Annotated in this window: 23 protein-coding genes; 3 read left to right on the top strand and 20 right to left on the bottom strand. The window is 66.8% G+C overall.

Going from position 1 to position 25,563, the window contains the following annotated elements; all coding sequences use genetic code 11:
* Positions 1-71 precede the first annotated feature (71 nt).
* Entirely contained in the window at positions 72-365 is a 294-nt protein-coding gene (locus C8J45_RS02355; RefSeq protein ID WP_107961711.1) for a hypothetical protein, read from the top strand.
* A 105-nt stretch (positions 366-470) separates the two neighbouring features.
* Here the strand turns inward: C8J45_RS02355 and C8J45_RS02350 are convergent, their stop codons facing one another.
* From C8J45_RS02350 to C8J45_RS02255, 20 genes are all read right to left on the bottom strand, one after another.
* Complete coding sequence (locus C8J45_RS02350) at positions 471-1,637, bottom strand: deoxyguanosinetriphosphate triphosphohydrolase (RefSeq protein ID WP_107961710.1); 1,167 nt, start codon at positions 1,635-1,637, stop codon at positions 471-473.
* Positions 1,634-3,805, bottom strand: a complete 2,172-nt coding sequence (locus C8J45_RS02345) for a tetratricopeptide repeat protein (RefSeq protein WP_107962198.1) — start codon at positions 3,803-3,805, stop codon at positions 1,634-1,636. The genes C8J45_RS02350 and C8J45_RS02345 overlap by 4 nt, the downstream gene beginning before the upstream one ends.
* Positions 3,806-4,039: 234 nt before the next feature.
* On the bottom strand, positions 4,040-5,614 hold the full coding sequence (ftsZ, locus tag C8J45_RS02340) for a cell division protein FtsZ (protein ID WP_107961709.1): 1,575 nt from the start codon (positions 5,612-5,614) through the stop codon (positions 4,040-4,042).
* Between the two features lie 113 nt (positions 5,615-5,727).
* A complete protein-coding gene (ftsA, locus tag C8J45_RS02335) occupies positions 5,728-6,990 on the bottom strand; it encodes a cell division protein FtsA (RefSeq protein ID WP_056051322.1) in 1,263 nt (420 codons plus the stop codon).
* Position 6,991: 1 nt separating this feature from the next.
* Positions 6,992-7,966 carry a cell division protein FtsQ/DivIB gene (locus tag C8J45_RS02330; protein ID WP_107961708.1) on the bottom strand — a complete coding sequence of 325 codons (975 nt, stop codon included), beginning with the start codon at positions 7,964-7,966 and terminating at the stop codon, positions 6,992-6,994.
* Complete coding sequence (locus C8J45_RS02325) at positions 7,963-8,901, bottom strand: D-alanine--D-alanine ligase (protein WP_181321066.1); 939 nt, start codon at positions 8,899-8,901, stop codon at positions 7,963-7,965. Before C8J45_RS02325 ends, C8J45_RS02330 begins: the two co-directional genes overlap by 4 nt.
* The gene (murB, locus tag C8J45_RS02320) at positions 8,898-9,803 is read right to left on the bottom strand and encodes a UDP-N-acetylmuramate dehydrogenase (RefSeq protein ID WP_107961706.1); all 906 of its coding nucleotides are present in this window, start codon (positions 9,801-9,803) and stop codon (positions 8,898-8,900) included. Before murB ends, C8J45_RS02325 begins: the two co-directional genes overlap by 4 nt.
* 83 nt (positions 9,804-9,886) lie before the next feature.
* Complete coding sequence (gene murC / locus C8J45_RS02315; RefSeq protein WP_107961705.1) at positions 9,887-11,305, bottom strand: UDP-N-acetylmuramate--L-alanine ligase; 1,419 nt, start codon at positions 11,303-11,305, stop codon at positions 9,887-9,889.
* Positions 11,302-12,444, bottom strand: coding sequence for an undecaprenyldiphospho-muramoylpentapeptide beta-N-acetylglucosaminyltransferase (gene murG, locus C8J45_RS02310; protein WP_107961704.1), 1,143 nt, complete (start codon positions 12,442-12,444; stop codon positions 11,302-11,304). Before murG ends, murC begins: the two co-directional genes overlap by 4 nt.
* Positions 12,441-13,622, bottom strand: coding sequence for an FtsW/RodA/SpoVE family cell cycle protein (locus C8J45_RS02305; protein WP_060526809.1), 1,182 nt, complete (start codon positions 13,620-13,622; stop codon positions 12,441-12,443). Before C8J45_RS02305 ends, murG begins: the two co-directional genes overlap by 4 nt.
* A gap of 71 nt (positions 13,623-13,693) precedes the next feature.
* Entirely contained in the window at positions 13,694-15,070 is a 1,377-nt protein-coding gene (gene murD, locus C8J45_RS02300; protein ID WP_107961703.1) for a UDP-N-acetylmuramoyl-L-alanine--D-glutamate ligase, read from the bottom strand.
* Entirely contained in the window at positions 15,067-16,137 is a 1,071-nt protein-coding gene (mraY, locus tag C8J45_RS02295; protein WP_056051331.1) for a phospho-N-acetylmuramoyl-pentapeptide-transferase, read from the bottom strand. The genes murD and mraY overlap by 4 nt, the downstream gene beginning before the upstream one ends.
* On the bottom strand, positions 16,138-17,529 hold the full coding sequence (gene murF, locus C8J45_RS02290) for a UDP-N-acetylmuramoyl-tripeptide--D-alanyl-D-alanine ligase (protein ID WP_107961702.1): 1,392 nt from the start codon (positions 17,527-17,529) through the stop codon (positions 16,138-16,140).
* A 127-nt stretch (positions 17,530-17,656) separates the two neighbouring features.
* Positions 17,657-19,072: a UDP-N-acetylmuramoyl-L-alanyl-D-glutamate--2,6-diaminopimelate ligase gene (locus tag C8J45_RS02285; protein ID WP_107961701.1), complete on the bottom strand. Its 1,416-nt coding sequence runs from the start codon at positions 19,070-19,072 to the stop codon at positions 17,657-17,659.
* A gap of 10 nt (positions 19,073-19,082) precedes the next feature.
* The gene (locus C8J45_RS02280; RefSeq protein ID WP_056486659.1) at positions 19,083-20,801 is read right to left on the bottom strand and encodes a penicillin-binding protein 2; all 1,719 of its coding nucleotides are present in this window, start codon (positions 20,799-20,801) and stop codon (positions 19,083-19,085) included.
* The gene (locus tag C8J45_RS02275; RefSeq protein ID WP_107961700.1) at positions 20,798-21,487 is read right to left on the bottom strand and encodes a hypothetical protein; all 690 of its coding nucleotides are present in this window, start codon (positions 21,485-21,487) and stop codon (positions 20,798-20,800) included. Before C8J45_RS02275 ends, C8J45_RS02280 begins: the two co-directional genes overlap by 4 nt.
* Positions 21,484-22,434 carry a 16S rRNA (cytosine(1402)-N(4))-methyltransferase RsmH gene (rsmH, locus tag C8J45_RS02270; RefSeq protein WP_107961699.1) on the bottom strand — a complete coding sequence of 317 codons (951 nt, stop codon included), beginning with the start codon at positions 22,432-22,434 and terminating at the stop codon, positions 21,484-21,486. Before rsmH ends, C8J45_RS02275 begins: the two co-directional genes overlap by 4 nt.
* Complete coding sequence (locus tag C8J45_RS02265; protein WP_243643328.1) at positions 22,431-22,958, bottom strand: division/cell wall cluster transcriptional repressor MraZ; 528 nt, start codon at positions 22,956-22,958, stop codon at positions 22,431-22,433. The genes rsmH and C8J45_RS02265 overlap by 4 nt, the downstream gene beginning before the upstream one ends.
* Positions 22,959-23,313: 355 nt before the next feature.
* Entirely contained in the window at positions 23,314-23,583 is a 270-nt protein-coding gene (locus C8J45_RS02260; RefSeq protein WP_244655382.1) for a hypothetical protein, read from the bottom strand.
* A 59-nt stretch (positions 23,584-23,642) separates the two neighbouring features.
* On the bottom strand, positions 23,643-24,611 hold the full coding sequence (locus C8J45_RS02255) for a cysteine synthase A (protein ID WP_107961698.1): 969 nt from the start codon (positions 24,609-24,611) through the stop codon (positions 23,643-23,645).
* A gap of 188 nt (positions 24,612-24,799) precedes the next feature.
* Between C8J45_RS02255 and C8J45_RS19050 the strand changes: the two genes are divergently transcribed.
* Positions 24,800-24,970 (top strand): hypothetical protein, encoded by a 171-nt coding sequence (locus C8J45_RS19050; RefSeq protein WP_181321065.1) that lies wholly within the window; start codon positions 24,800-24,802, stop codon positions 24,968-24,970.
* A gap of 159 nt (positions 24,971-25,129) precedes the next feature.
* The gene (locus tag C8J45_RS02245) at positions 25,130-25,498 is read left to right on the top strand and encodes a hypothetical protein (RefSeq protein WP_374956412.1); all 369 of its coding nucleotides are present in this window, start codon (positions 25,130-25,132) and stop codon (positions 25,496-25,498) included.
* Positions 25,499-25,563 lie beyond the last annotated feature (65 nt).

Genomic DNA, 25,563 nt, shown 5'->3' with positions numbered 1-25,563 from the left:
GCAATATTTCTCGTATCGAGAGTTGGGACAGGACCTGATCCGGCTCAACGCAACACGCGGGAGACACGATCATGCGCAACACCATCAAGATCATCGCAGCAGCAGCGGCCGCCCTCACGTCGACCATCGGCATGGCCGCCGAGAGCAAGCAGAGCTTCGTTCATGAGGGCAGCACCTACATTTACACGTCGACCCAGCAGGGTGGTCGCCAGGTGATCGACGGTCGCCGCTATCCGTCGGGCCAGGCTTTCCATCTGATCGTTCGCGGCGACCGTGTGTCGGGCGTGTCGGCCGGCGTCCCGGTCGCGTTCAAGACCGCCGAAGCTACCGGTGCGGCAGGCGGGGTCGCTGCCGTCGCGCGCTAAACTGCGGCTGCAACGATAACGAAAACGGCGGTCGGACCTCGGTCCGGCCGCCGTTTTTCGTTCGGCTCGGGTTAGTCTCGACGCCCGTCATACGGACGCCACGACCTAAAACCCTTCAGGCAAGTCTATCGGGCCGACCAGTTCGCGGTAGCGCGACACGGCGTAGCGGTCGGTCATGCCGGCGATGAAGTCGGCGATGTGCCGGCTGCGATCGGGATCGTCCGCAGGCAGGCGGTCGCGCCATTCCTCGGGCATGGTCATAGGATCGTCGCGATAGACCGCGAACAGGCCTGAGACGATTCCGTGTGCCGCATCCGCCGCGGCAAGCTGGCGCGGGTGGTGATAGAGATTGGCGTACATGAACCGCTTCAGGTCGCGCTCCGCCTCGCGCATCTCAGGCGAGAAGCCGACCAGGCATTGGCCTGCATCGCGGACGTCGTCGACGCTGGTGACGCCGCTCGCCGCGATCCGCTCGCGCGTCTCCGCGATGAGGTCGTTGACCATCGTCCCGATCTGCGTGCGAACCAGTTCGCCGACCAGACGCTTCGGCTCGATATCGGGAAAGCGCCCCCGCACATCGTCCCAGCCGCGCGCCACCAGCGGCACCGCGAGCATCTGGTCGAGCGTCAGCAATCCTGCGCGAAGACCATCGTCGATGTCGTGATTGTCGTAGGCGATATCGTCGGCGATCGCTGCGACCTGCGCCTCCAGCGACGAAAAGCTGGTCAGCGCGAGGCCGAACTCGGCATCCGCCGCGGCCAGAGCCCATCCCGGATGCCGCACCGGGCCGTTATGCTTGGCGAGACCTTCGAGCGTTTCCCATGTCAGGTTCAGCCCGTTCCATAACGGGTAGGGCCGCTCGATCGTCATCAACGTGCGCAGCGTGTGGCCGTTGTGATCGAACCCACCCTGCCCGGTCAGCGCCGCCTTCAACGCATCCTCGCCGGCATGGCCGAACGGCGGATGGCCGATGTCGTGTGCGAGACATAGCGCCTCGGTCAGATCCTCGTTCAGTGCGAGCGTCCGCGCGATCGTCCGGCCGATCTGCGCGACCTCCAGGCTGTGCGTCAGGCGGACGCGGAAATGATCGCCGTCGGGGGCCATGAACACCTGCGTCTTGTGGCGCAGGCGGCGGAAGCTGATCGAGTGGATGATCCGGTCGCGGTCGCGGTGGAAGGCATCGCGCGGACCACGGACGGACCCGTTCTGTTCCTCGTGAAGCCGTCCTTTGCTGCGCGCCGGGTCCGATGCCCAGGGCGCGCGATAGCTCACTTCGCGGGGAGCTTCGTAATGATCTCGCCGGGATCGCTGGTGAAGGTGAACGTCGAGACGCCTTCCTTGGCAAGCTGATTGACGAAGGTCCGCGCCTCGGCATCGGTCTTGAACGGGCCGGCGAGCACGCGGTTGGTCGCCTTCCAAGGTGCGGTCCAGCCGCCGCGAGCGCCGAACACGGTCGGTGCCTTGGCCTTCGCCTTCTTCCACGCCTTGGGCAGATCGCCCTCGGTCGCGCCGGTCGACACCTGCACCCAGGTCCGCGCAGGATTGGCGCGGGCGATCCGCTTTTCCTCCGCCGCAGCCTTGTCGGCGGCAAGCTTCTCGGCGGCGGCGGCCTTCTTCTCGGCCAGCGCCTTCTTGTCGGCGATCGCCTTTTTCGCCGCGGCCTTCTTGTCGAGCGCCGCCTTCTTGTCGGCTGCGAGCTTGTCCGCGGCCAGCGTCTTGGCGGCGATCGCCTTCGCCGCAGCGTCGCGCTCGGTCTTGGCCTTTGCTTCGACGAGCACGCGTTCGGAATCATCCGAGACCGGGATAGTGGCGGGCGTGACGACCGGCGCGGGATGCATCGGCGCGACGTCGAGCTCGGACGCGGGGATCGACAGGCCAGCGACGATCCGCGCGAGAATCGAGTCCTCACTCGCGGCGACTGCGTGAGTCCGTGGTGGCAGGGTGGCAGCCACCGGTGCGGGCGTGGACGAACTGCTGAAGCCGGGTGTCGGCGTCTCGGCGCTGGCACTCTGCGTTGGGGCGACCTGCTGAACGGGCGCCTGCTGTATCGGAGTCGGTAGCGGCGAAACCGACGGCGGCGCCGCTGCCGATGCTGCGAGCGCATTCGCCGTACGGGTCGGATCGGCTCGTGTTTGCCCTACCGGGATCGCCGCCATCTGCGTGGCCACGCGTGGGGGGAGAGTTCCTGCTGGCGACGGCGTCGGGATCGTACGGACAACCGGCGACGCGCTCGGCTGAATGGTCGCTGAGACGACGGAGTTCGTTTCCGCGGCCGGGTTGGTACGCGCGCCAGGAAGCGTCACGGTCGGCGCGGAATAGCTTGGCCGCGGCACAGGCTGCACCGTGCGGGCCGGCAAGGGCTGGACCATCTGCATCGGCGCTGCTGCGAGCTGGACGGGGGCGGCGTAGGTGCTGGGCGCAGGGACCGTCGTCAGCGTACGTGGTGGGGTGGCGACCGGCGGGACCGGTGCCGACGTTGTCACAGGTACTGGTGTCAACGACGGTCGCGTCACCGCGGCCATCTGGACACGGTCGCGGTTCGAGCGGCGATCGCGCTTGTCCTTCTTGCCGGTCTTGGCCGTGACCGCAGGCTGCGGTGTGACGGCTGCCATCATGACCGGCGCGGTCGGGTCTGCAGCAAGCACGCCCAGTGGCGGGGCCATGCGCGCATCAGCGAGGCGTGCAGGCGTCGCGTGGACTTCGCCGAAATGCACCGCGAAGGCGCGGTCGCTCGCCGGCAGGTTGGGCAGGCGCTGGAAGAAGGGTTGCAGGCCTTGGGCGGTGCCTGCGGGCATCATCGTCGTCGCGATCTTCTCAGCGCCGGCGACATCGCCGTTCATCGCGAGGATGAAGGCGCGGGATCGCCATGCGCCGCGGTCGCTCTTGAGCAGAAGCGGATTTAGCTGCTGGACCGCGAGCTCTGGCTTGCCCGAGATACCGAGCGACAAGGCATAGCGCCGCGTCGTCTCGTCGTCGGGCGCATCGCGGAGTGCCACGCGGTAGTCGCGCTGCGCCCGATCCTGCTGGCCGATCAGGTCGTAGGCGAGCCCGCGATCGGCGGCGAAGTTGCGCGGGTCGAGGCCGAGGCCCTCCGCCTGCGCATAATAGCGGAGCGCTTCGCCCGGACGCTCGGACCGGACGAGGATCGACGCCATCCCCGCCTTGGCGCGACCATCGCGCGGGTTCACCTTTTCCGCCCGCGCAAACAATGCCGCGGCACCGCTAAGATCGCCCAGGCCCATCGAAAGATCGCCCGCCTTGATCAGCGCGTCGATGTTGCGCGGGTTGCTGGCGAGCTGGCGCATCACGTCGCCGAGCTTGTCCGCGTCGGTCGTGCCGGGGATCGCCTGGACGACGGCTTGCGCAGACGCGGCGGCTGGCACGGCCGCAAGCACGAGGGCCAGCGCGGCGGTCAGGATATGATGGGAGGACCGGGTCATGAGGTTCAACTGTCTAGACGCCAGCCCGACCGAACCGGCAATGTCTCGCACGCATGCGCGCGGCGAACTGGGCTGGGGCGGCGACGAATGCAGGGTTTTGCGCACGCAAGCGCGAAAGCCCTGCTCGACATGCCCTCACTCGTCGCCGCCTCTGGCGTATCCCCCTCTCCCGATGGGAGAGGGGAGGTCAGGGCTGGATCGTGCAAGATATTGATAAGTCGAGATGTTCCCGACTTACTGGTTGTTCTGACGATGCAGGAAGCGGGGGATGTCGAGCGGATCCTGAGGGGCCGCTTCGCCGTCTTCCTTCGCAGCACCGCGTGCCGCGTTCGACATGCGCTCGAACAGCGTACCGCCGAGCTTCACGCGCGGTGCGGCCGGCACCGCCTCGGGGGCAGCCTCGGCACCCGGAGCGAGCCAGCGGCGACGTGCGCCACCTTCGTCGGCAGCCGGCGTCGGCACCGGAACAGCCGGCGCGATCGGTGCGCGAGCGGGCACCGACGATGCCGAAGCCGGACGCGCGATCGGACCACGACCGTAAGGCTCGTCGCCATACGTGCGCGGCGCGGGAGCAGGCTGAGGAGCAGGAGCAACCGGCGCAGGCGCGGCCTGCGGCACCATCGTCTCGGCACCGAGCACCAGCTCGTCATCCGACTTCGACGCCGATGGCTCGACTTCCGACGACGCGTTCAGGTCGAGCGGCTCTTCGTCGGCGGACGACGCAGCAGGCGCGGCCGACGAAGCGGCAGGCTCGCTCGGACGGAACGAGGTGTTCTCGTCGGTCTTGCGCGATCCGAAACTGAACGAGCGGGTTGGCTCAGGTGCGACTTCCGGCGGGCGCGCATCGGCATCGATCCCGGTCGCGACGACCGAGACGCGGATCTTGCCCTCGAGCTCCTGGTTGAACGCCGAACCCCAGATGATGTTCGCATCGGGATCGACCAGATCGCGGATATGATTCGCGGCTTCGTCGACTTCGAGCAGGCGCATGTCGTCGCCGCCGGTGATCGAGATGATGACGCCCTTCGCGCCGCGCATGCTGACGCCCTCGAGCAGCGGGTTCGAGATCGCCTTCTGTGCAGCTTCTAGCGCGCGGTTGTCGCCGCTCGCCTCGCCGGTGCCCATCATTGCCTTGCCCATCTCCTGCATCACCGAGCGGACGTCGGCAAAATCGAGGTTGATGAGGCCCGGCATCACCATCAGGTCGGTGATGCTGCGAACGCCCTGCTGGAGCACCTCGTCCGCCATCGTGAACGCTTCCTTGAAGGTCGTGTTCGCGTTGGCGATGAGGAACAGATTCTGGTTCGGGATGACGATCAGCGTGTCGACATACTTCTGCAGCTCGTCGATGCCGCCCTCGGCCGACTTGGCGCGACGGTTGCCTTCGAACGCGAACGGCTTGGTCACGACGCCGACCGTCAGGATGCCCATGTCGCGCGCCGCCTTGGCGATGACCGGTGCCGCGCCCGTACCCGTACCACCACCCATGCCGGCGGTGATGAAGCACATGTGCGCGCCTTCGAGCATCTTGGCGAGCTGGTCGATCGTCTCTTCGGCGGCCGCGCGACCGATCTCGGGACGCGAACCGGCGCCGAGACCTTGCGTGATCTTGGTGCCGAGCTGGATCCGCTGCGGTGCGGTCGACTGCTTCAACGCCTGCGCGTCGGTGTTCGCCACGAGGAAGTCGACGCCCTGGACGTCGGCCCGCATCATGTTGGCGATCGCGTTGCCGCCCGCGCCGCCGACGCCGATCACCGCGATGCGGGGGGCCAGATCGTCCACTTCGGGACTAAGGAATTCGATGCTCATCGCCGTTCTCCGCACAACCCGGTAGATACGCTACGGCCGGGCCCCTGATTAATCTGTGTGCACCAACGTCACGGCCTGTTCCAGCCGAAATAACGCCAGCGCCCTCGAAACTCTTAATAATTCGCGCGTGCCGCCTGAATCAACTTGCGCATCATGCCCATACCCTTTGGCCGATGCACCGTCGTCCGCTGCGGCGCGAGCCCGCGAAGGTCGATCGGGTTGGTCGCCGCGTAGAAGGCCAACCCCGCTAGCGTCGCGAAAGCCGGTCCGCCATGCGCTTCCGGCAGCGCGGTCAGACCACGCGGTCGACCGATCCGCACCGACCGCCCGAGCGCCTGTTGCGCGTAGTCGGCGATGCCCTTCAGCTCGGCACCACCGCCGGTCAGCACGACCTGACGCCCGACCGGCCCCTCGAACTTCAGCTTGGTGAGCGCGTTGCGCACTTCACCCATCTGATGCTCGAGCCGCTGGCGGATCACGCCAATCAGCTGCGCCTTGGTAATCTGCGCACCCTCGCCCGCGCCGTCCTCGGCCGAGATCGGCATGACCGGGATCATGTCGTGATTATCGCGCGGGCTAGCGTTGGCCGATCCGTGGAAGCACTTCATCCGCTCGGCATTCTGCCGCCGCGTGCCGAATGCGCTGGCGATATCATCCGTAATGTCCTGCGCACCGATCGGGATCGAGGTCAGCCCGACCAGCATGCCCCCTGCGAACAGCGACACGTTGGTGATCCCCGCCCCCATCTCGACCAGCGCGACGCCAAGCTCGCGCTCCTCGTCGCTGAGGCAGGCCAGGCCCGTCGCGACCGGCGAGGCGATGATCGACTTCACTTCGAGATGCGCCGACCGCACGCACAGATCGAGGTTGCGCACCGGCGAACCGTCCGCGGCGACGACATGGATGTGAACGCCGAGCCGATCGGCATGCAGACCGAGCGGCGTCTTCACGCCCGTCAGCCCATCGAGCGTATACAGCGCCGGCTGCGCGTGCAGCACCATGCGCCCCTGCGGATCGATCGAGTTGCGCCCGGCGGCAAGCAACGCGTCGATATCCTGCTGTTCGACGCGGTGGCCGCCAAGCTCGAACTCGACCTCGGCGACGTCGGACACGAGCCCGCCGGCCGAGAACCCGACCCAGACGTTCTCGATGTTGATCCCGGCGATGCGCTCGGCCTGCTCGACCGCCTCGCGCACCGCTGCCTCGGTCGTCGCCATGTCGGCGATATAGCCGCGCTTGACGCCGCGGCTCTCGCGCTGGCCGGTGCCGAGCACGATCAGCTCGCCGCCGTCCCCCTTCTGCGCGATCATCGCCGAAACCTTCGACGACCCGATATCGAGCGCCGTGATCAGCCCTTCCGGTGCCACCTTCGCCATGTCATCCCTCCCCGCCCGTTACGTTCGCGCCCGCCGTTTGCGACGGAGTATTCGTAGTTTCGCCCGTTGCCGGCACGCTCGCCCCCGCGCTGGCAGGTGCCGGCACGTCAACACTGTGCGCCAGGCTCGCGCCCGGTTTGCGCGCGACCAGCTTGGTCGGATCGCGCATGTCGAACCGGATCCAGCCGCGCCCCAGCAACGGCCGCGCCCCATCCAGCTCCGCGAACTTCACCAGCGCGCGCGGCGCACCGTCTTCCGGCAGCGCCAACGTCTCGCCGCTCTCGAACGTCAGGTCCCAGCGCCGATTGCCGACCCAGGTCGCCGCCTTCACGCGCGGCTTGAGCGCAGGCGCGGCGGCGAGCAGCGTCTGGTACGACGCCTCCTGCCGATCCGCGCCCGGCCCGATCACCAGCGGCAGGTTCGGGATCGCATCCGGCTGGACCGGCTCCAGCAGCACGCCCGACGAGTCGATCAGCGTCAACTGCCCATTGTCCTGCCACACCGCAGCCGGCGTGCGCTCGACGATATCGACGAGCATCGTGTTGGGCAGCCGCCGCGAGACATGCGCGTCCGCGATCCAGCCATAGCGCAGCAGCTTCTGCCGCACCGCCTCCAGGTCGACCGACAGCATCGACGTCTGGTTCTGCTTGTCCTCCAGCGCGACCGCATAGACCGACATCCGGTCCATCCGCTTTAGGCCCGTCACCTCGATCTGCTCGACCTTGAACCCCGCGCGCCCGGCACCCTCGGCCACCGCCGCGCCGATCATGCCGGGAATGCCGACCCACGTCGCCGCCGCGATCGCGACCGCACCCCCCGCGCCGAGGATCGACCACGTCGCGATCTTGCGCAGCGTGTCCTCGCTGACCGGGAGCATCCCGACCAGCCGGTCCATCACCGACACTTTCTTGACCGCGACTTTCCGTCGCGGGGCGGGCCGCTTGGGCGGCGGACCGCGCTTGATCGTGCGGCTCATGGGGAAGGATTGTCCTGAAGCGCCTCGTCGACGATCGCCTGGACCAGCTCGGCATAGGTCATGCCGATATGCCGTGCCTGCTCGGGCACGAGGCTCAGCGGAGTCATCCCCGGCTGCGTGTTCACCTCGAGCAGGAACAGCCCGTCGACGCCGCGCTCGTCATCCCAGCGGAAATCGGACCGCGACGCACCCTTGCAGCCGAGCAACCGATGCGCTTCGAGCGCGAGGCTCTTGCAAGCATCGGTGATATCGTCGGGAATCTCCGCCGGGCAGACGTGAACGGTCATCCCGTCGGTGTATTTCGCGTCGTAATCATACCAGCCGCTCTTGGGCTTCAACTCGGTCACCCCAAGAGCCTTGCCGCCGAGCACCGCGGTCGTCAGTTCACGCCCCCGGATATACGGCTCAGCCAGCAGTTCATCGAACTCGCCCCAAGGCCCGACGCTGTCGCGCGAAATCGGATTGCCGTAATTGCCGCTGTCGGTGACGATCGCCACGCCGACCGAGGAACCCTCGTTGACCGGCTTCAGCACATAGGGCCGCGCCATCGGATCGCTCTCGAACAGGTCCGCCGACTTGACGATCCGCCCCCCCGGCATCGGCACGCCCGCGGGGACGAGCAGCAGCTTGGTCAGCACCTTGTCGATCGCGATCACCGACGTCGCGAGACCGGAGTGCGTGTAGCGCAGACCCATCAGGTCGAGCAGCCCCTGCACCGAACCGTCCTCGCCGGGAGTGCCGTGGAGTGCGTTGAACACGAGATCGGGCTTTGCCTCGGCGAGCTTGGCCGCAACATCCCGCCCCATATCGATCCGCGTAACCCGGTGCCCCAGCGACTCCAGCGCATCGGCACAGCCATTACCCGACATAAGCGAGACCTCACGCTCCGCCGACCAGCCGCCCATGAGCACCGCGATGTGAAGTGGCGTGCTCACTTCGCGACCCCAACCCGCTGGATTTCCCATTCCAACGTCACCCCCGAATGCGCCTTCACTCTATCACGTACCTCTTCACCCAGCGCCTCGATCTCCGCGCTCGACGCGGACCCGAGGTTCAGCAGGAAATTACAATGCTTCTCGCTGACCTGCGCATCGCCGCGAGTCAGCCCCCGACACCCGGCCGCGTCGATCAGCGCCCAGGCCTTGTGCCCCTCAGGATTCTTGAACGTCGAGCCCCCGGTGCGCGAACGGAGAGGCTGCGAAGCCTCGCGCTCGGCGGCAATCCGGTCCATCTCCGCACCGATCACAGCCGGCTCGCCGGGCGTACCGGAGAAGACGGCTTCGACCACGACCGCGCCCGCGGGCAGGTCCGAATGACGATAGGTGAACCCGAGTTTCTCGGCGGACCAGACTTCGACCGAACCCTCTCGCGTAACCACGGTAGCCTCGACGAGAATATCGCTGACATCGCGACCATAAGCCCCCGCGTTCATCCGAACCGCTCCGCCGACAGTACCCGGAATCCCACGCAGAAACTCAAGCCCGGCAATACCAGCATCTCGCGCGGCACTGGCAACCGTAATCCCCATCGCCCCCGCCCCCGCACGAACGCGGCCGTCCTGCACCGAAACCTTGGCCATCGCCTTAGGCAATCGCACAACGACCCCCGGCACGCCACCATCGCGCACGATCAGGTTCGAGCCTACACCAACGGGTAGGACGGGTGTCGAAGGATCGAGATCACGCAAATATGCCGCCAGATCGTTCGCCGTATCGGGTCGCACGAGCGTTTCAGCCGGCCCACCAGTCCGAAACCATATGAAAGCAGCCAGCGAAGCCCCAGCCTCGACCTTGATTCCCCTCCCGCTTGCGGGAGGGGTTAGGGGAGGGAGTGACATAGCCGCGCCCGGGCCGTCGGAGGAGGCCGAAGCCCCTCCCCCGACCCCTCCCGCAAGCGGGAGGGGAGCAGAAGCGCGAGCGTTCACGCCAGCACCTTAGCGCGCTCGGCAGCAATCGCCTCCGCCAACCCAGCCGCCCATTTCGTGATGTCGCCAGCCCCCAGACAAACAACCATGTCATCAGCCTCGATCGTCGCAGCCAGTTCCACCGCCAGCGCATCCGCATCAGCGACCACACCAGCAAACCGGTGCCCGCGCCGCTTCAACCCCTCGACCAAAGCCGCCGCGTCGACACCCTCCACAGGCGCCTCACCCGCCGCGTAGACCGGCGTCACCAGCACCCGATCCGCATCGTTGAACGCAGTCTGGAAATCTTCCATCAGATTGCCGAGCCGCGAATAGCGATGCGGCTGCACCACCGCGATCACGCGCCCCTTCACGCCCTCGCGAGCCGCCGCCAGCACAGCGCGGATCTCGACCGGGTGATGTCCGTAGTCATCGATGATCGTCACACCCGCCACTTCGCCGACCTTGGTGAACCGCCGCTTCACGCCGCCGAACTTGGCAAACCCCTGCTGGATCGTCGCATCCGCGATCCCAAGTTCCAGCGCCACCCCGATCGCCGCCAGCGCATTCTGCACGTTGTGCCGCCCCGGCATCGGCATCTCGATTCCCGTAATCGTCCGCGTCGCGCCGTCACGCTCGCGCACCACGCAATCGAAGCGGTTGCCGCCCGGGATCGGCGTAACCTCCACCCCGCGCACATCCGCCTGCGCGGAGAAACCGTACGTCACCACGCGACGATCGCGCACCCGCGGCAGGATCCCCTGCACCTCCGGATGATCAAGGCACAGCAGCGCCGCGCCATAGAACGGCACGTTCTCGACGAACTCGACGAACGCATCCTTCACCGCGTCGAACGAGCCGTAATGATCGAGATGCTCGGGATCGATGTTGGTGACGACCGCGATCGTGCCGTCGAGCCGCAGGAAGCTGCCGTCGCTCTCATCCGCCTCGACCACCATCCAGTCGCTCGCGCCCAGCCGTGCGTTCGAGCCGTACGAGTTGATGATCCCGCCATTGATGACCGTCGGATCGACCCCGCCAGCATCGAGCAGTGCCGCCACCATCGACGTCGTCGTGGTCTTCCCATGCGTGCCCGCGACCGCGACGGTCGACTTCAACCGCATCAGCTCGGCGAGCATTTCCGCACGCCGCACCACCGGCACGCGGGCATTCAACGCCGCCTCGACCTCCGGGTTCGAGCGCACGATCGCGGTCGACACGACCACCACGGCCGCATCGCCGATGTTCGACGCGGCATGGCCGATCGCCACCGGAATGCCCTTGTCGCGCAACCCCTGCACGACATAGCCCTCGGCCACGTCCGACCCCTGCACGCGGTAGCCGAGGTTCTTCATTACCTCGGCGATGCCCGACATGCCGATCCCGCCGATGCCGACGAAATGGATCGTGCCGATATCCGTTGCGACGCCCTTCATGCGAACTGCGCCTTGGGCTTGGAGGGCGCGCCGACCGGAATCCGCGACAATGGCGCGTCAAGGCTCTCGACCAGATCGGCCAGATCGCTCGCCGCGTTCGGCCGCCCGCAACTCCGCGCGCGGCCCGCCGCGTTCTGCAACGCCGCCGGATCGAGCCCGAGTTTCTGCATCTGCTTGGCCAGTTCCACTGCGGTAAAATCTCCCTGCGCGATCGTCCGCGCGCCGCCCGCTTGCGTGATCTCGCGCGCGTTCACGGTCTGGTGATCGTCGGTCGCACCCGGCAGAGGCACCAGGATCGCCGGCCGCCCCGCCGCGGTCAGTTCCGAAATCGTCGAAGCCCCCGCGCGTGCGATTACCAGATGCGCCCACGCCAGCTGCTCGGGCATATCGGGCAGATACGTCGCCAGTTCCGCCGGAATATGATGCTCGGCATACTTGGCGCGCACCGCGTCGATATCCTCGATCCGCGCCTGATGAGTCACCTGCAACCGCCGCCGGAAGGTCACCGGTAGCATCGCCAGACCGTCGGGCACGACCTGCGACAGGATGCTCGCCCCCTGGCTGCCGCCGGTCACGAGCACGCGGAAGATCCCGTCCTCCTCCAACAGCGGATACGGCCGCGAGCGCAGCGCCAGCACCGCCTCGCGCACAGGATTGCCGACCAGATGCGCCTTCCCCAGCAGCTTCGGCGCGAGGCGCTCGGTCGGCTCGGACGAGGTCGCGATCGCGTCCACGCGCCCCGCGACGAAGCGGTTCACGCGCCCCAGCACCGCGTTCTGCTCATGCACCGCAGTCGGGATCTTGTCCGCGAACGCCGCGAGCAACGCTGGCAACGCAGGGTAGCCGCCAAAGCCGATCACCGCGGCGGGCTTGAAGGTCCGGTACAGCTCGCGCGCCATTGCCCGCCCGCGCCACATCTCGCGCGTGGCCCGAGCCCAGCCAAGCGGCCCGCCGGTAAAGCGTCCCGCTGGCAGGACATGCGTCTGGATATCCTCGAACAGCCCCGGAAACCGCACGCCGCGCGCATCGCTGACGAGCGCGACACGGTGGCCGCGCTTGGTCAGTTCGGCGGCGAGCGCCGCTGCCGGGACCATGTGTCCACCCGTGCCACCGGCTGCGAGGACGTAATGCTTACTCATTCACCACTCCAGCGGACGACATAGGGGCTCCGCGTGAGAAACGGATTGCGCCGGGTAAACGCCAGCAGCAACCCCATGCCGACCGACAACGCGATCATCGACGACCCGCCATAGCTGATGAACGGCAGCGTCATACCCTTCGACGGCGCGAGGCCGGTGTTCACCGCCATGCTCACCAGCGCCTGCGCGCCGAACTGCGTCGCGAGGCCGGCGGACGCGAGCAATTTGAATTCATCCTGCTCGTCCAGCAGCTTGACGAACACGCGCACCACGATCGCCAGGAAGATCACCGCGATCACCGAACACGCGATCAGCCCGAATTCCTCGCCAATCACCGAGAAGATATAGTCGGTATGTGCCTCGGGCAGCCCGAACTTCGCCGCGCCCGCGCCCGGCCCCGTCCCGGTCCAGCCGCCCGCGGTCAGCGTATTATGCGCCGCATTCGTCTGGAAATGGTCGCCCGCGCCCTCGCCCTCGACCCCCGGAAACAGGAACGCATCGATCCGCGACCGCGCCACGCCGTAGAAGACATAGGCGGCGATCAGTCCCGCCGGCGCCATCGCGACGAGGCCGAGCATCACCTTGGCCGGCGTCCCCGCGATCATCAGCAACGCCATCCAGACCGAGCAGAAGATGATCGTCTGGCCAAAATCGGGCTGCAGCATCAGCAGCACCGCGACGCCCGCAGTCATCGCGCCGGTGATCAGCACGGTCGGCAGCTCGGCATCCTTCGCGCGCAACGACAACAGCCACGCGACCGTGACGATGAACAGCGGTTTCAGGAACTCGGAAGGCTGGAACTGCGCGAACCCGACGCCGAGCCAGCGCCGTGCGCCATTGGCCTCGACCCCGATGAACGGCGTCACCATCAGCATCAGCACGAACAGCGCACACCCGCCGATCGCCATCCGCCGCGCCATCGACACGGGCATCATCGACACGCCGAACAGCACGGGAAGCGACACACCGACCCACATCAACTGCCGCCAGAAATAGTAGAGCGGCGCGATCTTGTGGTGCTCGCCCGAATAGCGAACCGCGCTTGCCGGCGACGCCGCCGCCACCGCAATCAGCCCGATCGCGATCAGGAACAGTGTCAGCAACAGCAGCATCCGGTCGATGTCCCAGAACCACGTGCCGAGCGGCGACTGATCGCCCCGTCCGCCGCGCCGCTTCATCTTGGCGACGATGCTGGTCTTCGGTGTGCCCATATCGCCCCTAACGTCGATCCTTCCAGCGCGGATATCGGTCATGCCAGCGACTCCACCGCGGCGCGGAAAGCGGCCCCGCGCGCTTCGTAATCGCGAAACTGGTCGAAGCTAGCACAGGCGGGGGATAACAAAACAGTGTCGCCCGGCTTGGCGTTTGCGGCGGCAGTCCGGACGGCTACGTCGAGCGTGCCGACGTTATCGACGGGCATGGAGTCCTTCAGTATTTCGGCGAATTTCGGGCCAGCCTCGCCGATCGTGTAGGCGTGGACGACGTGGCCGAAGGCGGACTTGCAGGCGTCGAGATCGTCGCCCTTCGCGCGCCCACCGACGATCCAGTGAACCCGGTCGAACGCAGCCAAAGCCGGCGCGGTGCTCTCGGGATTGGTCGCCTTGCTGTCGTCGACATAGGCAACGCCGCCATACGCGGCGATCTGCTCCATCCGGTGCGGAAGGCCCGTGAAACTCGTGAGGCCGCGGTCGATATCGACCTCGCTCACGCCCAGCGCCTTGACCACGGCGATCGCGGCGAGTGCGTTCTGGGCGTTGTGCGGGCCCTGGAGCGTCGGCCAGTTGCTTTGATCCATGCACACGCCGGGAGCGATCTTGGTCAGGTGCTCGCCCTTCGCCGACAGCCCGCCCGCGATCTGCGCGGACGGCGTATCGCCGATGCCGATGACCGCGTCATGCTCGGCCGACTGCATCGCGAACAGCCTCGCCTTGGACGCGGCATAGCCGTCGAAGCCGTCGTAGCGGTCTAGATGATCCGGCGTGATGTTGAGCAACACCGCGACGTCGCAATCGAGCGTCCGCGTCAGGTCGATCTGGTAACTCGACAGTTCGAGCACGTAGACGCCGCCCTCGGGGAGCGCTTCCTGCTCGAGGATTGGCAACCCGATGTTGCCGCCCATCAGCGTGGGGATCCCCGCGGTCTTGAGGATGTGGTGGACGAGCGCGGTGGTGGTGGACTTGCCGTTGGTGCCGGTGATGCCGACGACCTTGTGCGGGGGGAGGTCTGCGCGGGCTTGGGCGAAGAGTTCGATGTCGCCGATCACGGGGACGTTGGCAGCGCGGGCCGCGGCGGCGAGCGGGTGCGTGTTCAGCGGTACGCCCGGCGATACTACTAGTGCGTCGAACCCCGAAAGATCATCGAGCGGTGCGACTTCTAAAAGCCCTCTCCCCTCCGGGGAGAGGGTTGGGTGAGGGGCTGTTCCAGGCGAAGCACTGCTGGGTTGCCCCTCACCCCGACCCTCTCCCCGAGGGGGCGAGGGAGCAAAGACAGCACGCTTCGCCTCGTCGGAATCCCACGCGACAACGCTCGCACCGCCAGCCACCAACGCCCGCGCAGTCGCACCCCCAGACCGCGCGAGCCCCAGCACCGCATAGCGTTTCCCGCGCCAGGCCTCAGCAACAATCACCGCAGCTTCAACGTCGAAAGGCCGACCAGCGCCAGCACCAGCGCGATGATCCAGAAACGGATGACCACCGTCGCCTCGGCCCAGCCGAGCTGTTCGAAATGATGGTGGATCGGCGCCATCCGGAACACGCGCTTGCCGGTGCGCTTGTAGAAGAACACCTGGATGATCACCGACAGCGCCTCGATCACGAACAGCCCGCCGATGATCCCCAGCACGATCTCGTGATGTGCAACGACCGCGATCGTCCCGAGCGCACCGCCCAAGGCCAGCGAACCGGTATCGCCCATGAACACCGCAGCCGGCGGCGCATTGAACCACAGGAACGCGAGCCCTGCCCCAACGATAGCCCCGCAGAAGATCGCAAGTTCACCCGCGCGAGGGACATGCGGAATACCGAGATAATCGGCGAACTTCACGTTTCCGACGAGGTACACGATCACCATGAACGCGACGCTGGCGATGATCACCGGCATCGTCGCCAGCCCGTCGAGCCCATCGGTGAGGTTCACCGCATTGCCGAACGACACGATCGTGAACGCTGCGAACACCGGGAAGAACCAGCCGAGATCGAGGTACATACGCGACGTGAACGGCAGGTACAGATGCGGTCCGTTCTGCGACATGATGATCGTCGCGGCGACACCCGCGATGATGAACTCGAGCAGCAACCGCGTGCGCCCGCTGATCCCCGCGGTGCTCGCCTTGCGCACCTTGTCATAGTCGTCGAGGAACCCGATCGTCCCGAAGCCGAGCGTCACGAACAGGCACGCCCAGACATACGGATTGCTCAGGTCCATCCACAGGAAGATGGCCAGGCACATCGAGGTCAGGATCATCAGCCCGCCCATCGTCGGCGTGCCGCGCTTCGACAGATGCGACTGCGGACCGTCGGCGCGGATCGGCTGGCCCTTGCCCTGCCGCACGCGCAACCAGCCGATGAACTTCGGCCCGATGATCAGGCCGATGATCAGCGCAGTCGCGACCGCACCCCCGGTCCGCACCGTCTGATAGCGGATGAGGTTCAGCAGGCCGGGAAACCCCAGATGCTCGGCGAGCCAGTACAACATTCAGTTAATCCCGCCTTTGAGGCCAGTCTGGAGACCCGCTACGACGCGCGCGAGGCCTACCCCGTTCGATCCCTTGACGAGCACGACATCGCCGGGCGCCAGGATCGTCCGTAACGACGCGAGCGCGGCCGCAGCGTCGCCCACATGGACGGTTTCGATCTGTCCCTCAAGCACCTGCGCTAACGGCGCCATCGCTTCACCGACGAGCAGCGCCATTTCGACGCGCGCGGCGAGGATCGGCTCGGCGAGGGCTGCGTGATAGTCGTCGGAGCCCTCGCCCAGTTCGCGCATTTCGCCAAGTACCGCGATGTGGCGGCCGGGTTCATGCCCGAGGACGCTGAGCGTCGCGCGCATCGAGGCTGGGTTGGCGTTGTAGCTTTCGTCGATCACCAGCGTCTGGCCTTCGCCAACGGGCACCAGCGACCTTGCGCCGCGACCTTGCAGGCCACCGAGTTCGGCCAGTGCCAGCCCGGCGAGTCCGAGATCGCCTCCGGCCGCCTGCACGCACGCCAGCACGCCGAGCGCATTCGACACCCAATGCGCGCCCGGCTGCGCGATCGTGAAGCTCAGCTCATGCTCGGCCCCCTGCCCCATCCGCGCGGTGACGAACGTCCCACCGGTCGGCAGCCGCATCGCCTCGATCGCGCGGACATCGGCGCCCTTCTCGCTGCCGAACGTGACGATGTGCGCGGCATGCGGCGCGGCATGGCCGAGCAGCCGGTCGCGGTGCGGGCTGTCATAGGGCACGATCGCCGTCCCGTCCGGTTCGAGCCCGGCAAAGATCTCCCCCTTGGCATCGGCGATCGCGCTCTCGTCGGGAAAGAACGCGGTATGCGCAGGCGCGATCGCAGTGATCATCGCGATGTGCGGGCGGACGAGCTGGGTCAGCTCGGCAAGCTCACCGGCGTGGTTCATCCCCATCTCGAACACGCCGAACTTCGCGTCCCGCGGCATCCGGGCGAGGCTCAGCGGGACGCCGGTGTGGTTGTTGTAGCTCTTGACCGAGCGGTGCACGTCGCCCGGCGCCGCGCGGTCGAGGCAGGCGAACAGCGCTTCCTTGGCGCTGGTCTTCCCAACCGAACCGGTGACGCCGATGATCTTCGCTCCGCTCCGAGCCCGGCTCGCCCGCCCAAGCGCCTGCAACGCGACAAAACTGTCCGCGACGAGGACGTGCGGATGATCGCAAGGCTCGGACACAATAGCCCCCGCCGCGCCTTGAGCGAAAGCCTGATCGAGGAAGAGGTGGCCGTCACTGGCCTCGCCCTTCATCGCCACGAACAAGTCACCGGGGCCGACTTCACGCGAGTCGAACGCGACCCCGGTGACGGAGAAGTCGCCTGACGCCACGCCACCCGTAGCGGTCGCGATCTCGGTGGAAGTCCAGAGACTCACTGCCCCCCTCCCGCCTGCGGGAGGGGTCGGGGGAGGGGCTGATCAAACAGAGCGAACGCCAGTACGTACGTCGCGCCCTCCCCTAGCCCCTCCCGCAAGCGGGAGGGGAATAACGATGTCGCCACCCTCACGCCGCGCACTCCCGCGCGACGGTCACATCATCGAACGGTAGGACCATGTCCCCGACGGTCTGCCCCTGCTCATGCCCCTTGCCCGCGATCAGCACGATATCCTCGGGCCCCGCCTCGCGCACCGCCGCGCCGATCGCCGCACGCCGATCGCCGATTTCCTCAGCCCCGCGCGCGCCCTTCAGGACGTCGCAACGGATCGCGCGAGCGTCCTCGGTCCGCGGGTTGTCGTCCGTCACGATCACACGGTCAGCATGCTGCACCGCGACTTGCCCCATCGTCTCACGCTTGCCGGTGTCGCGATCACCGCCGGCGCCAAACACCACGATCAGCTTGCCGCCAGCATGCGGCTTGAGCGCGGCGATTGCTGCTTCGAGGGCGTCGGGGGTGTGGGCGTAGTCGACGTACACTGGCGCGCCAGACTTCGCGATCACCGCCCGTTCGAGCCGCCCGCGGACCGGTTGTAACCGCGCTAGGTTGGCGATCGTTGCCGCCACATCGCCACCGGTCGCGATTACCAATCCCGCCGACACCAGCGCGTTCGCAGCCTGGTAGGCGCCGATCAGCGGCAAGGTGACCTTGTACGTCTGGCCGTCAGCCTCGATCGTCAGCCCCTGCCCGAGCAACGTCGGATCACGCCCCACCAGCCGCAGCGTCTCGCCCTGCGTGCCGACCGTGACCAGCCGGTTGCCGCGCTCGCGCGCCAGGTCGATCACCCGCGCCGACTGCGGATCGTCAGCCCACACCACCGCCGCCCCGTCCGGCGAAAGCACTTCCGAGAACAACCGGATCTTGGCGGTGAAATACGCGGCCATATCGCCGTGGTAATCGAGATGGTCGCGACTGAGGTTCGTGAACGCCGCGGCAGCCACCTTCAGCCCCTCGGTCCGATACTGCGTCAGCCCGTGGCTCGATGCCTCGAACGCGAGGTGTGTCACACCCTCGCGCGCGAGCCCCGCCACATTCGACAGGAACGTCACCACGTCCGGCGTGGTCAGCCCGGTCGTAACCCGCTCGTCCGCCGTCGTAACCCCCAGCGTCCCGATCGAGGCCGCATGAAACCCCGCCATCCGCCACAACTGGCGGGTCATCTCGACACACGACGTCTTCCCATTCGTCCCCGTAATCGCGACCGACGTCTCGGGAAACGGCGCGAAGAACTTCGCGGCCAGTTGCGCGAACCGCTCCCGGGGATTGTCATCGGCAATGTACGTGGCGCCCTCGACCGTCAGCCCCGGCCGCGCGACCACTGCGATCGCGCCCGAGCGAACCGCGTCCTCAATAAAATCCTCGCCGTTGACGCGCGCGCCTTCGAACGCGCCGAACACCGTGCCCGGCGCGACCTTGCGGTGATCGATCGCGAACCCCGTCACCTGCGCCTCTTCCGTCCCGTCGGTCAGCGCTGCGAGTTTCATGCAATAGTCCTCATTGCCCGGTCGGCTGTGTACGCGACGGGTCCTGCCACAAAGTCGGCAGGATGTCAGACACGTCGATGTCGCGGTGCGCGTCCGGCACCACGCCCAGGATCGCACCGACGCGCGAGATCGTCCGGCCGACCACCGGCGCGGTGTTCCACGCCGCCGTCTTCCACCCGGCGGTTTCCTTGGTCCCGAGCGGCGAATCAAGCATCGCCAGCACGACATAACGCGGCGCGTCCATCGGGAACGCCGCGGCAAACGTCGCTACGTTGCGCGAATGATCGTAGCCGCCGGACACCGCCGCCTCGGCCGTCCCGGTCTTGCCACCGACGCGGTAGCCCGGTGCATCGCCCTTGCGCCCCGTGCCGCGCTGCACGATCAGCCGCAGCATCTGCCGCATCCGCGCGCTGGTCTGCTCGCTGATGACGCGACGACCGGCAACCGCGTGCCCCGGCGCCACCTTCAGCAACGTCGCCGGCCGCCAGATCCCGCCATTGACCAGCGCCGCATACGCGCTCGCCAGATGCAGCGGGGTCACCGCGATGCCGTGGCCATAGGCGGTGGTCATCGTCGTCGTCCGCGCCCAGTATTTCGGCCACAGCGGACGGCCCTTTTCGCGCAGTTCGATATCGGGCTTGGTATCGAAGCCCAATTTCTTGAACATCGCCTGCATCTTCGCGGGCCCGACCTCGTCGGCCACACGTGCAGTCGCGATGTTCGACGAATAGATCAGCGTCTCGGCCATATTGAGCCAGCGTTTCGGATCACCGCGCTCGTCATGGATCGTGAAGCGGCCGACCTGGAGCGGATGAGTCGCATCGAAGCGCCGCGCGAACGATGTGACGACACCCGTGTCCATCGCGGTCGCCATCGTGATCGGCTTGAACGTCGAGCCAAGCTCGAACACGCTCTGAGTCGTGATGTTGCGGAGCTGTTCGCTGCCCGACATGCCTACGCGGTTGGGATTGAAGGTCGGCAGCGAGACCATCGCGATCACTTCGCCGGTCGCCACATCGAGGACGATACCGCCAGCCCCTCGCGCAGAAAACGTCGTCATCGCGCGGCCGAGTTCGCTCTCCATCGCCGCCTGGACGCGGTTGTCGAGCGACAGCGCGACGGGCGTGCCGTTCAGCGCGGGATTGGTCAGCCGCTCGTCGAGTACGCGCTCCATCCCGCTCATGCCGTGGCCCGCGGTAGACAGGAATCCGAGCGCATGCGCCGCCATCGTCGATTGCGGGTAGAGCCGCTGCGTATCGCGGTCGAACACGATCGCCGGCTCGCCGATCGCATTGACCTGCTCGACCAAAGCCGGCGACGCGCGCCGCTGGAGATAGATGAAGCTCTTGCCCGACGTCAGAAGCGCATAATAATGCGCCTGGTCACCCGCCTCGGGCATCAACGCGGCGAGCTTGCTGGCGATCTCGGTCGGATCGCCGATCAGCTTCTTCGGGTGCACCGCGATCGTCCACGCATCGATCGTCCGCGCGAGTGGCGCGCCGTTGCGATCGACGATGTCGCCGCGCGCCGCGATCGCCGCCGAGCGCGCCTGCGGATCGGCGAGCGACGCCTGTACCGCCAGCATTCCGAGCCGACCGACCACCACCAGCACCGCTGCTCCGAACAGGAACATCAGCATCATCAGGCGCGTGTGCGCCGTCGCCACCAGTGCATGACGCTGGTTGGCGCTACGTTGCTGCGAGACGGGCCGGGCGACCAAGGCGGTCACCGCCGCTTACGGCTCTCGGAGCGGGCGCCGCTCATGATGTCACCCAGCGTCGTGTCGGACAGGAGCTTGCGGTCGAGCATCGCCACTGCCTGCGGCCGGACCTTCGCGACGGCGGCGAGGCGTTCGGTCTTGGCAGCGCGGACGAGTGCGGCCTCGGCCGAGCGGGGCGTCGACACCGACGCGCGGATCACGACCGGCTTGAGCGCGGTCTTCGACGCAGCCTGGATCGCGACGTTCATCGCGCGCGGTGCGCTGACCTGCGCCATCTGCACGGGGGCAAGCTTCACGACTGCGGGCGCGGCGGTGACCGGGACGATCGGCACCGTGACGGCCGAGCCAGCACCCGACGGCACGAGCAGCGCGGCGGTCTGGACCCCGTCCGCGCGCAGGCTGTTGACGTCGAGCGCCGCGAGCGCGGCCTCGCTCACGACGAACTGGCCCGCGGTCGGTGCCGACAGCGCCAGCGTGTCGCCATTCCAGCGCTCGAGCTGGGCCAGATTGCCCCGCGTGTCGAACTCCGTTTCGAGCGCACGGATGTCGCGCTGCGCCGAGCGGATCTGACCATTGACCGCCTCCAGCTTCTTGCGCTCGGCGGCGACCTGCAGCGACACGAGGTAGAAACCGAGCACGACGGCCACGCAGCCCCCGAACCAGCCCACACCCTTCATCCGATACGCCGCCGTCATGTCGTCACCTCTTCCGTCCAGGGTTGCGCGGAGGTCCGCCGCGCCGTCCGTAATGTTGCCGAGCGCGCGCGCGGGTTGCGTGCGATCTCGGCCTCGCCGGCGCGAACACCGCGGCCGACATGAGAAAAACTAGGTTCCGCAACGGCTTTCACCTGCGGAAGATGACGCGAACCTGAAGGAGAGCCCCCGGAACGCGTGCGCAGGAAGCGCTTCACCATCCGGTCCTCGAGGCTGTGGAACGTCACGATCGCGAGCCGGCCGCCGGGCTTCAGCACGCGCTCGGCCGCAAGCAACCCGTCGGCGAGTTCGCCAAGCTCACGGTTCACATGGATGCGGATCGCCTGGAACGCCCGCGTCGCGGGGTCCTTCTTGTCGTGCGTCTTGTAGCCGAGCGCGCGGCGGACGATGTGCGCCAGCTCGCCGGTCCGCGTCAGCGGGCGCGCCGCGACGATCGCGCGGGCCACGCGCCGCGACTTGGGCTCGTCGCCATATTGATACAGCACGTCGGCGATCTCGTTCTCGTCGGCCTCGTTGACGAAGTCCGCCGCCGACATCCCGGCCTGCGCCATCCGCATGTCGAGCGGGCCATCCGACTGGAACGAAAAGCCACGCTCGGCCTGGTCGAGCTGCATCGACGACACGCCGATATCGAGCGTCACGCCGTCGACCGGCGCGAGGCCACGCGATTCGAGTTCGGACGCCATCGCCGAGAAATCCGCGGCGATCAGTGTCAGACCTTCTTCGGCCTCTTCCATCGCGCGACCATTGGCGATTGCGTCTGGATCGCGGTCGAACGCCACGATCCGCGCGCCCGACTTGAGCAACGCCAGCGTGTAGCCGCCCGCGCCGAACGTGCCGTCGACCATCGTCTCGCCGGGCTCAGGGGAAAGCGCAGCGAGGACTTCGTCTAGCAGGACAGGGATATGCGGAGCGTCGGGCGAGCTCATAACTGAACCCCCTTCTCGGCCATGTAGAAGCGCGCCATCTCCTTGACGACGGGGGGCATGCCGTCGGTGGCGATCAGCGTCGCGGGATCCCAGATCTCGATGTAATCGAGCACGCCGTAGAAGAACGCGTGGCCCTTGATGCCCGCATAGAAGCGCGGGAACGCGGGCATGATGAAGCGACCGGAGCCGTCGAACGGCACCGCTTCGCCGGATGCTGCGGCGCGCTTGATGTTGTAGTCGTACTCGCCGTTCTCGGACGTGTTCTCGGATTCGCGGCGATCGAGGCGCTCGGCGAGGATGTCGACGTAACCGGGATCATACGCGACCAGGCAGCGATTCTTCTGATGCGCGCCGATGATGATGGTCCCGCCGTCCTTGCCGTTCGCCTTGGGCGCATTTGCCGAGAGCATCGTGCGGAGTGCCGAGGGGATGGCTACCCGGCCCTTGTCGTCGACAAGGCCGATACCGTCTCCTTGATAGCGACCCCGTACCGACACGCCAAAACCCTTCGAACTGGCGCGCACGCTTCACCGCTTCGAAAAGCAGCCATCGCTACGTTTCGACCGCGTTTTCAGCGAACGATGAAAATGCCCCTGTATTAACCTCCATCTACCATAGCGCTTCGGGGACGCAACGGGATTTTTGGGGATTGGACGGATTTGACGCCGGTTTCGACGCTCAGTTCGGGGGGATTTGCGGGGGAATTGGATGTGACCGGCGGCGAGCGGTCATCAGCGCTGGGGAAATTCGGGGATGGGCCACGATAAGCGCTTGTCCCGCCGCCGGCCGAAGCTGAGGCTAGGCACACTTCGATGGAGCGCCACGCTCACCCCCTCCTTGAGGGAAGGCGAGCGAAGAATTGCAACATTGCGCTGGTGATTACTGTGCGGGTGCCTGCGCGTTGGCGCTCGGCGCCACGCCCATCTCCGCTAGCGGTTCACCCGCACCGGCGGCTTCGGTGACGTTCGAAACGCCCATGTTCGCCACCACGTCGGCTTGCGCGGTACCCGCAGTCGCGACCGGCCGTTCGCGATTCGTCGAACCGATGATCGCGCTCGCGAGCCCGATCAGCAGCACGACCGCGGCAAGGCCGATCATGCCGACCTTGATGCGCTGCATCGTCTGGGAAGGTTCGTGCGGTAACTTCATCTTGCCCCACCTCGATACCCGACTGCCGCGCTTCTGTCGATTCTGGGGAACCGGACCGCTCAAGCCAGACCCTTCGCCTGGCGCCATTCGGGATCGTACAGCGTAGATAGATAGCGGAATCCGGTGTCGCACAGGACCGTCGCGATCCGCTTGCCGGGCCCCAGGTGTTTGGCCAGCGCCACTGCACCGGCGACGTTGATCCCGGACGACAGCCCGAGGCAGAGCCCCTCCTCGTCGAGCAGTCGCCGGACCCAGGCATAGCCTTCCTGGTCCGAGATCCGGAACTGCGTATCGATCGGTGCACCCTCCAGATTGGCGGTGATACGCCCCTGCCCGATCCCCTCGGCGACCGAAGATCCTTCCGCCTTCAACTCGCCGTGCGCGTAGTAATTATACAGCGCCGCACCGTGTGGATCGCTGAGCGCGATGCAGACGCTCTCGTCCTTCGCCTTGAGCCCCAGCCCGACCCCCGCGATCGTCCCGCCGGTTCCCGCCGCGCAGGTAAAGCCGTCGATCTGCCCGCCCATCTGCGCCCAGATCTCCTCCGCGGTTCCGACGATATGCGCACGGCGATTGGCGGTGTTGTCGAACTGGTTTGCCCAGATCGCGCCCGGTGTTTCCTCGGCGATGCGCCGCGACGTGTGGACGAAATGGCATGGCGACGAGAATGCCGCGGCCGGCACCAGCACCAGTTCGGCGCCGAGCGCGCGCAACGTATCCATTTTCTCGCGACTCTGCGTCTCGGGCATGACGATGATCGTCTTGTAGCCCTTCGCGTTGGCTACGAGCGCGAGGCCGATCCCGGTATTGCCCGCGGTGCCCTCGACGATCGTCCCGCCCGGCTGGAGCAATCCGCGCTGCTCCGCATCCTCGACGATGAACAGCGCCGCGCGGTCCTTCACCGATGCACCAGGGTTCGCATATTCGCACTTGCCGAAGATATCGCAGCCGGTCGCATCGCTCGGCCCCTTCAAGCGGACGAGCGGAGTATTGCCGATGAGGGCGAGCGTATCAGGTGTCGTGTGCATGCCCGCTATGTGGCGCGGCACTCCCCCAGGAGCAAGCGAGCGAAAGTTTGCGCCGTTAAATCGGTGTGCCCTCACGGGCATTACCACGACCGAAAACTCCGCGGCCGCATCCCATTGCACCGCGTCCCGGAAGTATAGATGATATGATCTATGTTAGCCGACCGACTCGGAAGCAGGAGAAGGATGTCGTGAAAAACTATCTGCGTGCCCAGGCGCTCCTGAAGGAGGCTTCGGACGTCATGGAAGCTGCCGGGGACACGCTGATCGCGGCGCACATCGCGACGCCGCTCGCGCTGGTCGAGGCCCGGCTTTATCCGCAGGGCGGGCTGATGGATCGCAATAGCCCGGGCCGCGAGTGAGATACGCGTCGGCAGCGGATATCGGAACGGCTGCAGGCGGCGTCCCGGCCCATGAGGATGGGCTCCCCCGTTCATCGCGATCGGGCCGTAGCGTAAACCATAAACCTTGACGCCCAATGCTGCATGCGCGAAGCGATGGCCGCTATGAAAATCCTCCCCATGACCGCCGTCGCTGCGCTGCTCGTGCTGGCAGCCTGCAACTCCAAGCCCGCTTCGCCCGAGGTGCTGGATAGCAATCCCGATCCGATGGCGAATACGCTCGCCAACGCGGCGCCAGTCGAGCTGCCGCCCGCGATCAAGTCCGAGGCAACGCTGCGTTGCAAGGACAACAGCCTGCTATTCGTGACGTTCTTCCAGGGCGACAAGCAGGCCGTCGTCAAGACCAAGAAGGATGGCCCCGCAACGACGCTGAAGTCGGATGTCGCCGGTGCGCCGAAGACCGCCGAGGGCGGCTGGTCGATGACCGGCAGCGAGACCAACGTCACGCTGACCGCGCCCGGCAAGTCCGCCCAGACCTGCCACGCGTAAGTCTTCGACGTCTTGTTTGTTCTGAAACGGCCGGCGGATCATCCGCCGGCCGTTTTTCTTTGCGC

The organism is Sphingomonas sp. PP-CE-3G-477, assembly GCF_003050745.1.
GTDB lineage: Bacteria > Pseudomonadota > Alphaproteobacteria > Sphingomonadales > Sphingomonadaceae > Sphingomonas.
The sequence above is the reverse complement of the archived record's forward strand: the minus strand, read 5'-3'. Positions and strand labels throughout refer to the sequence as shown.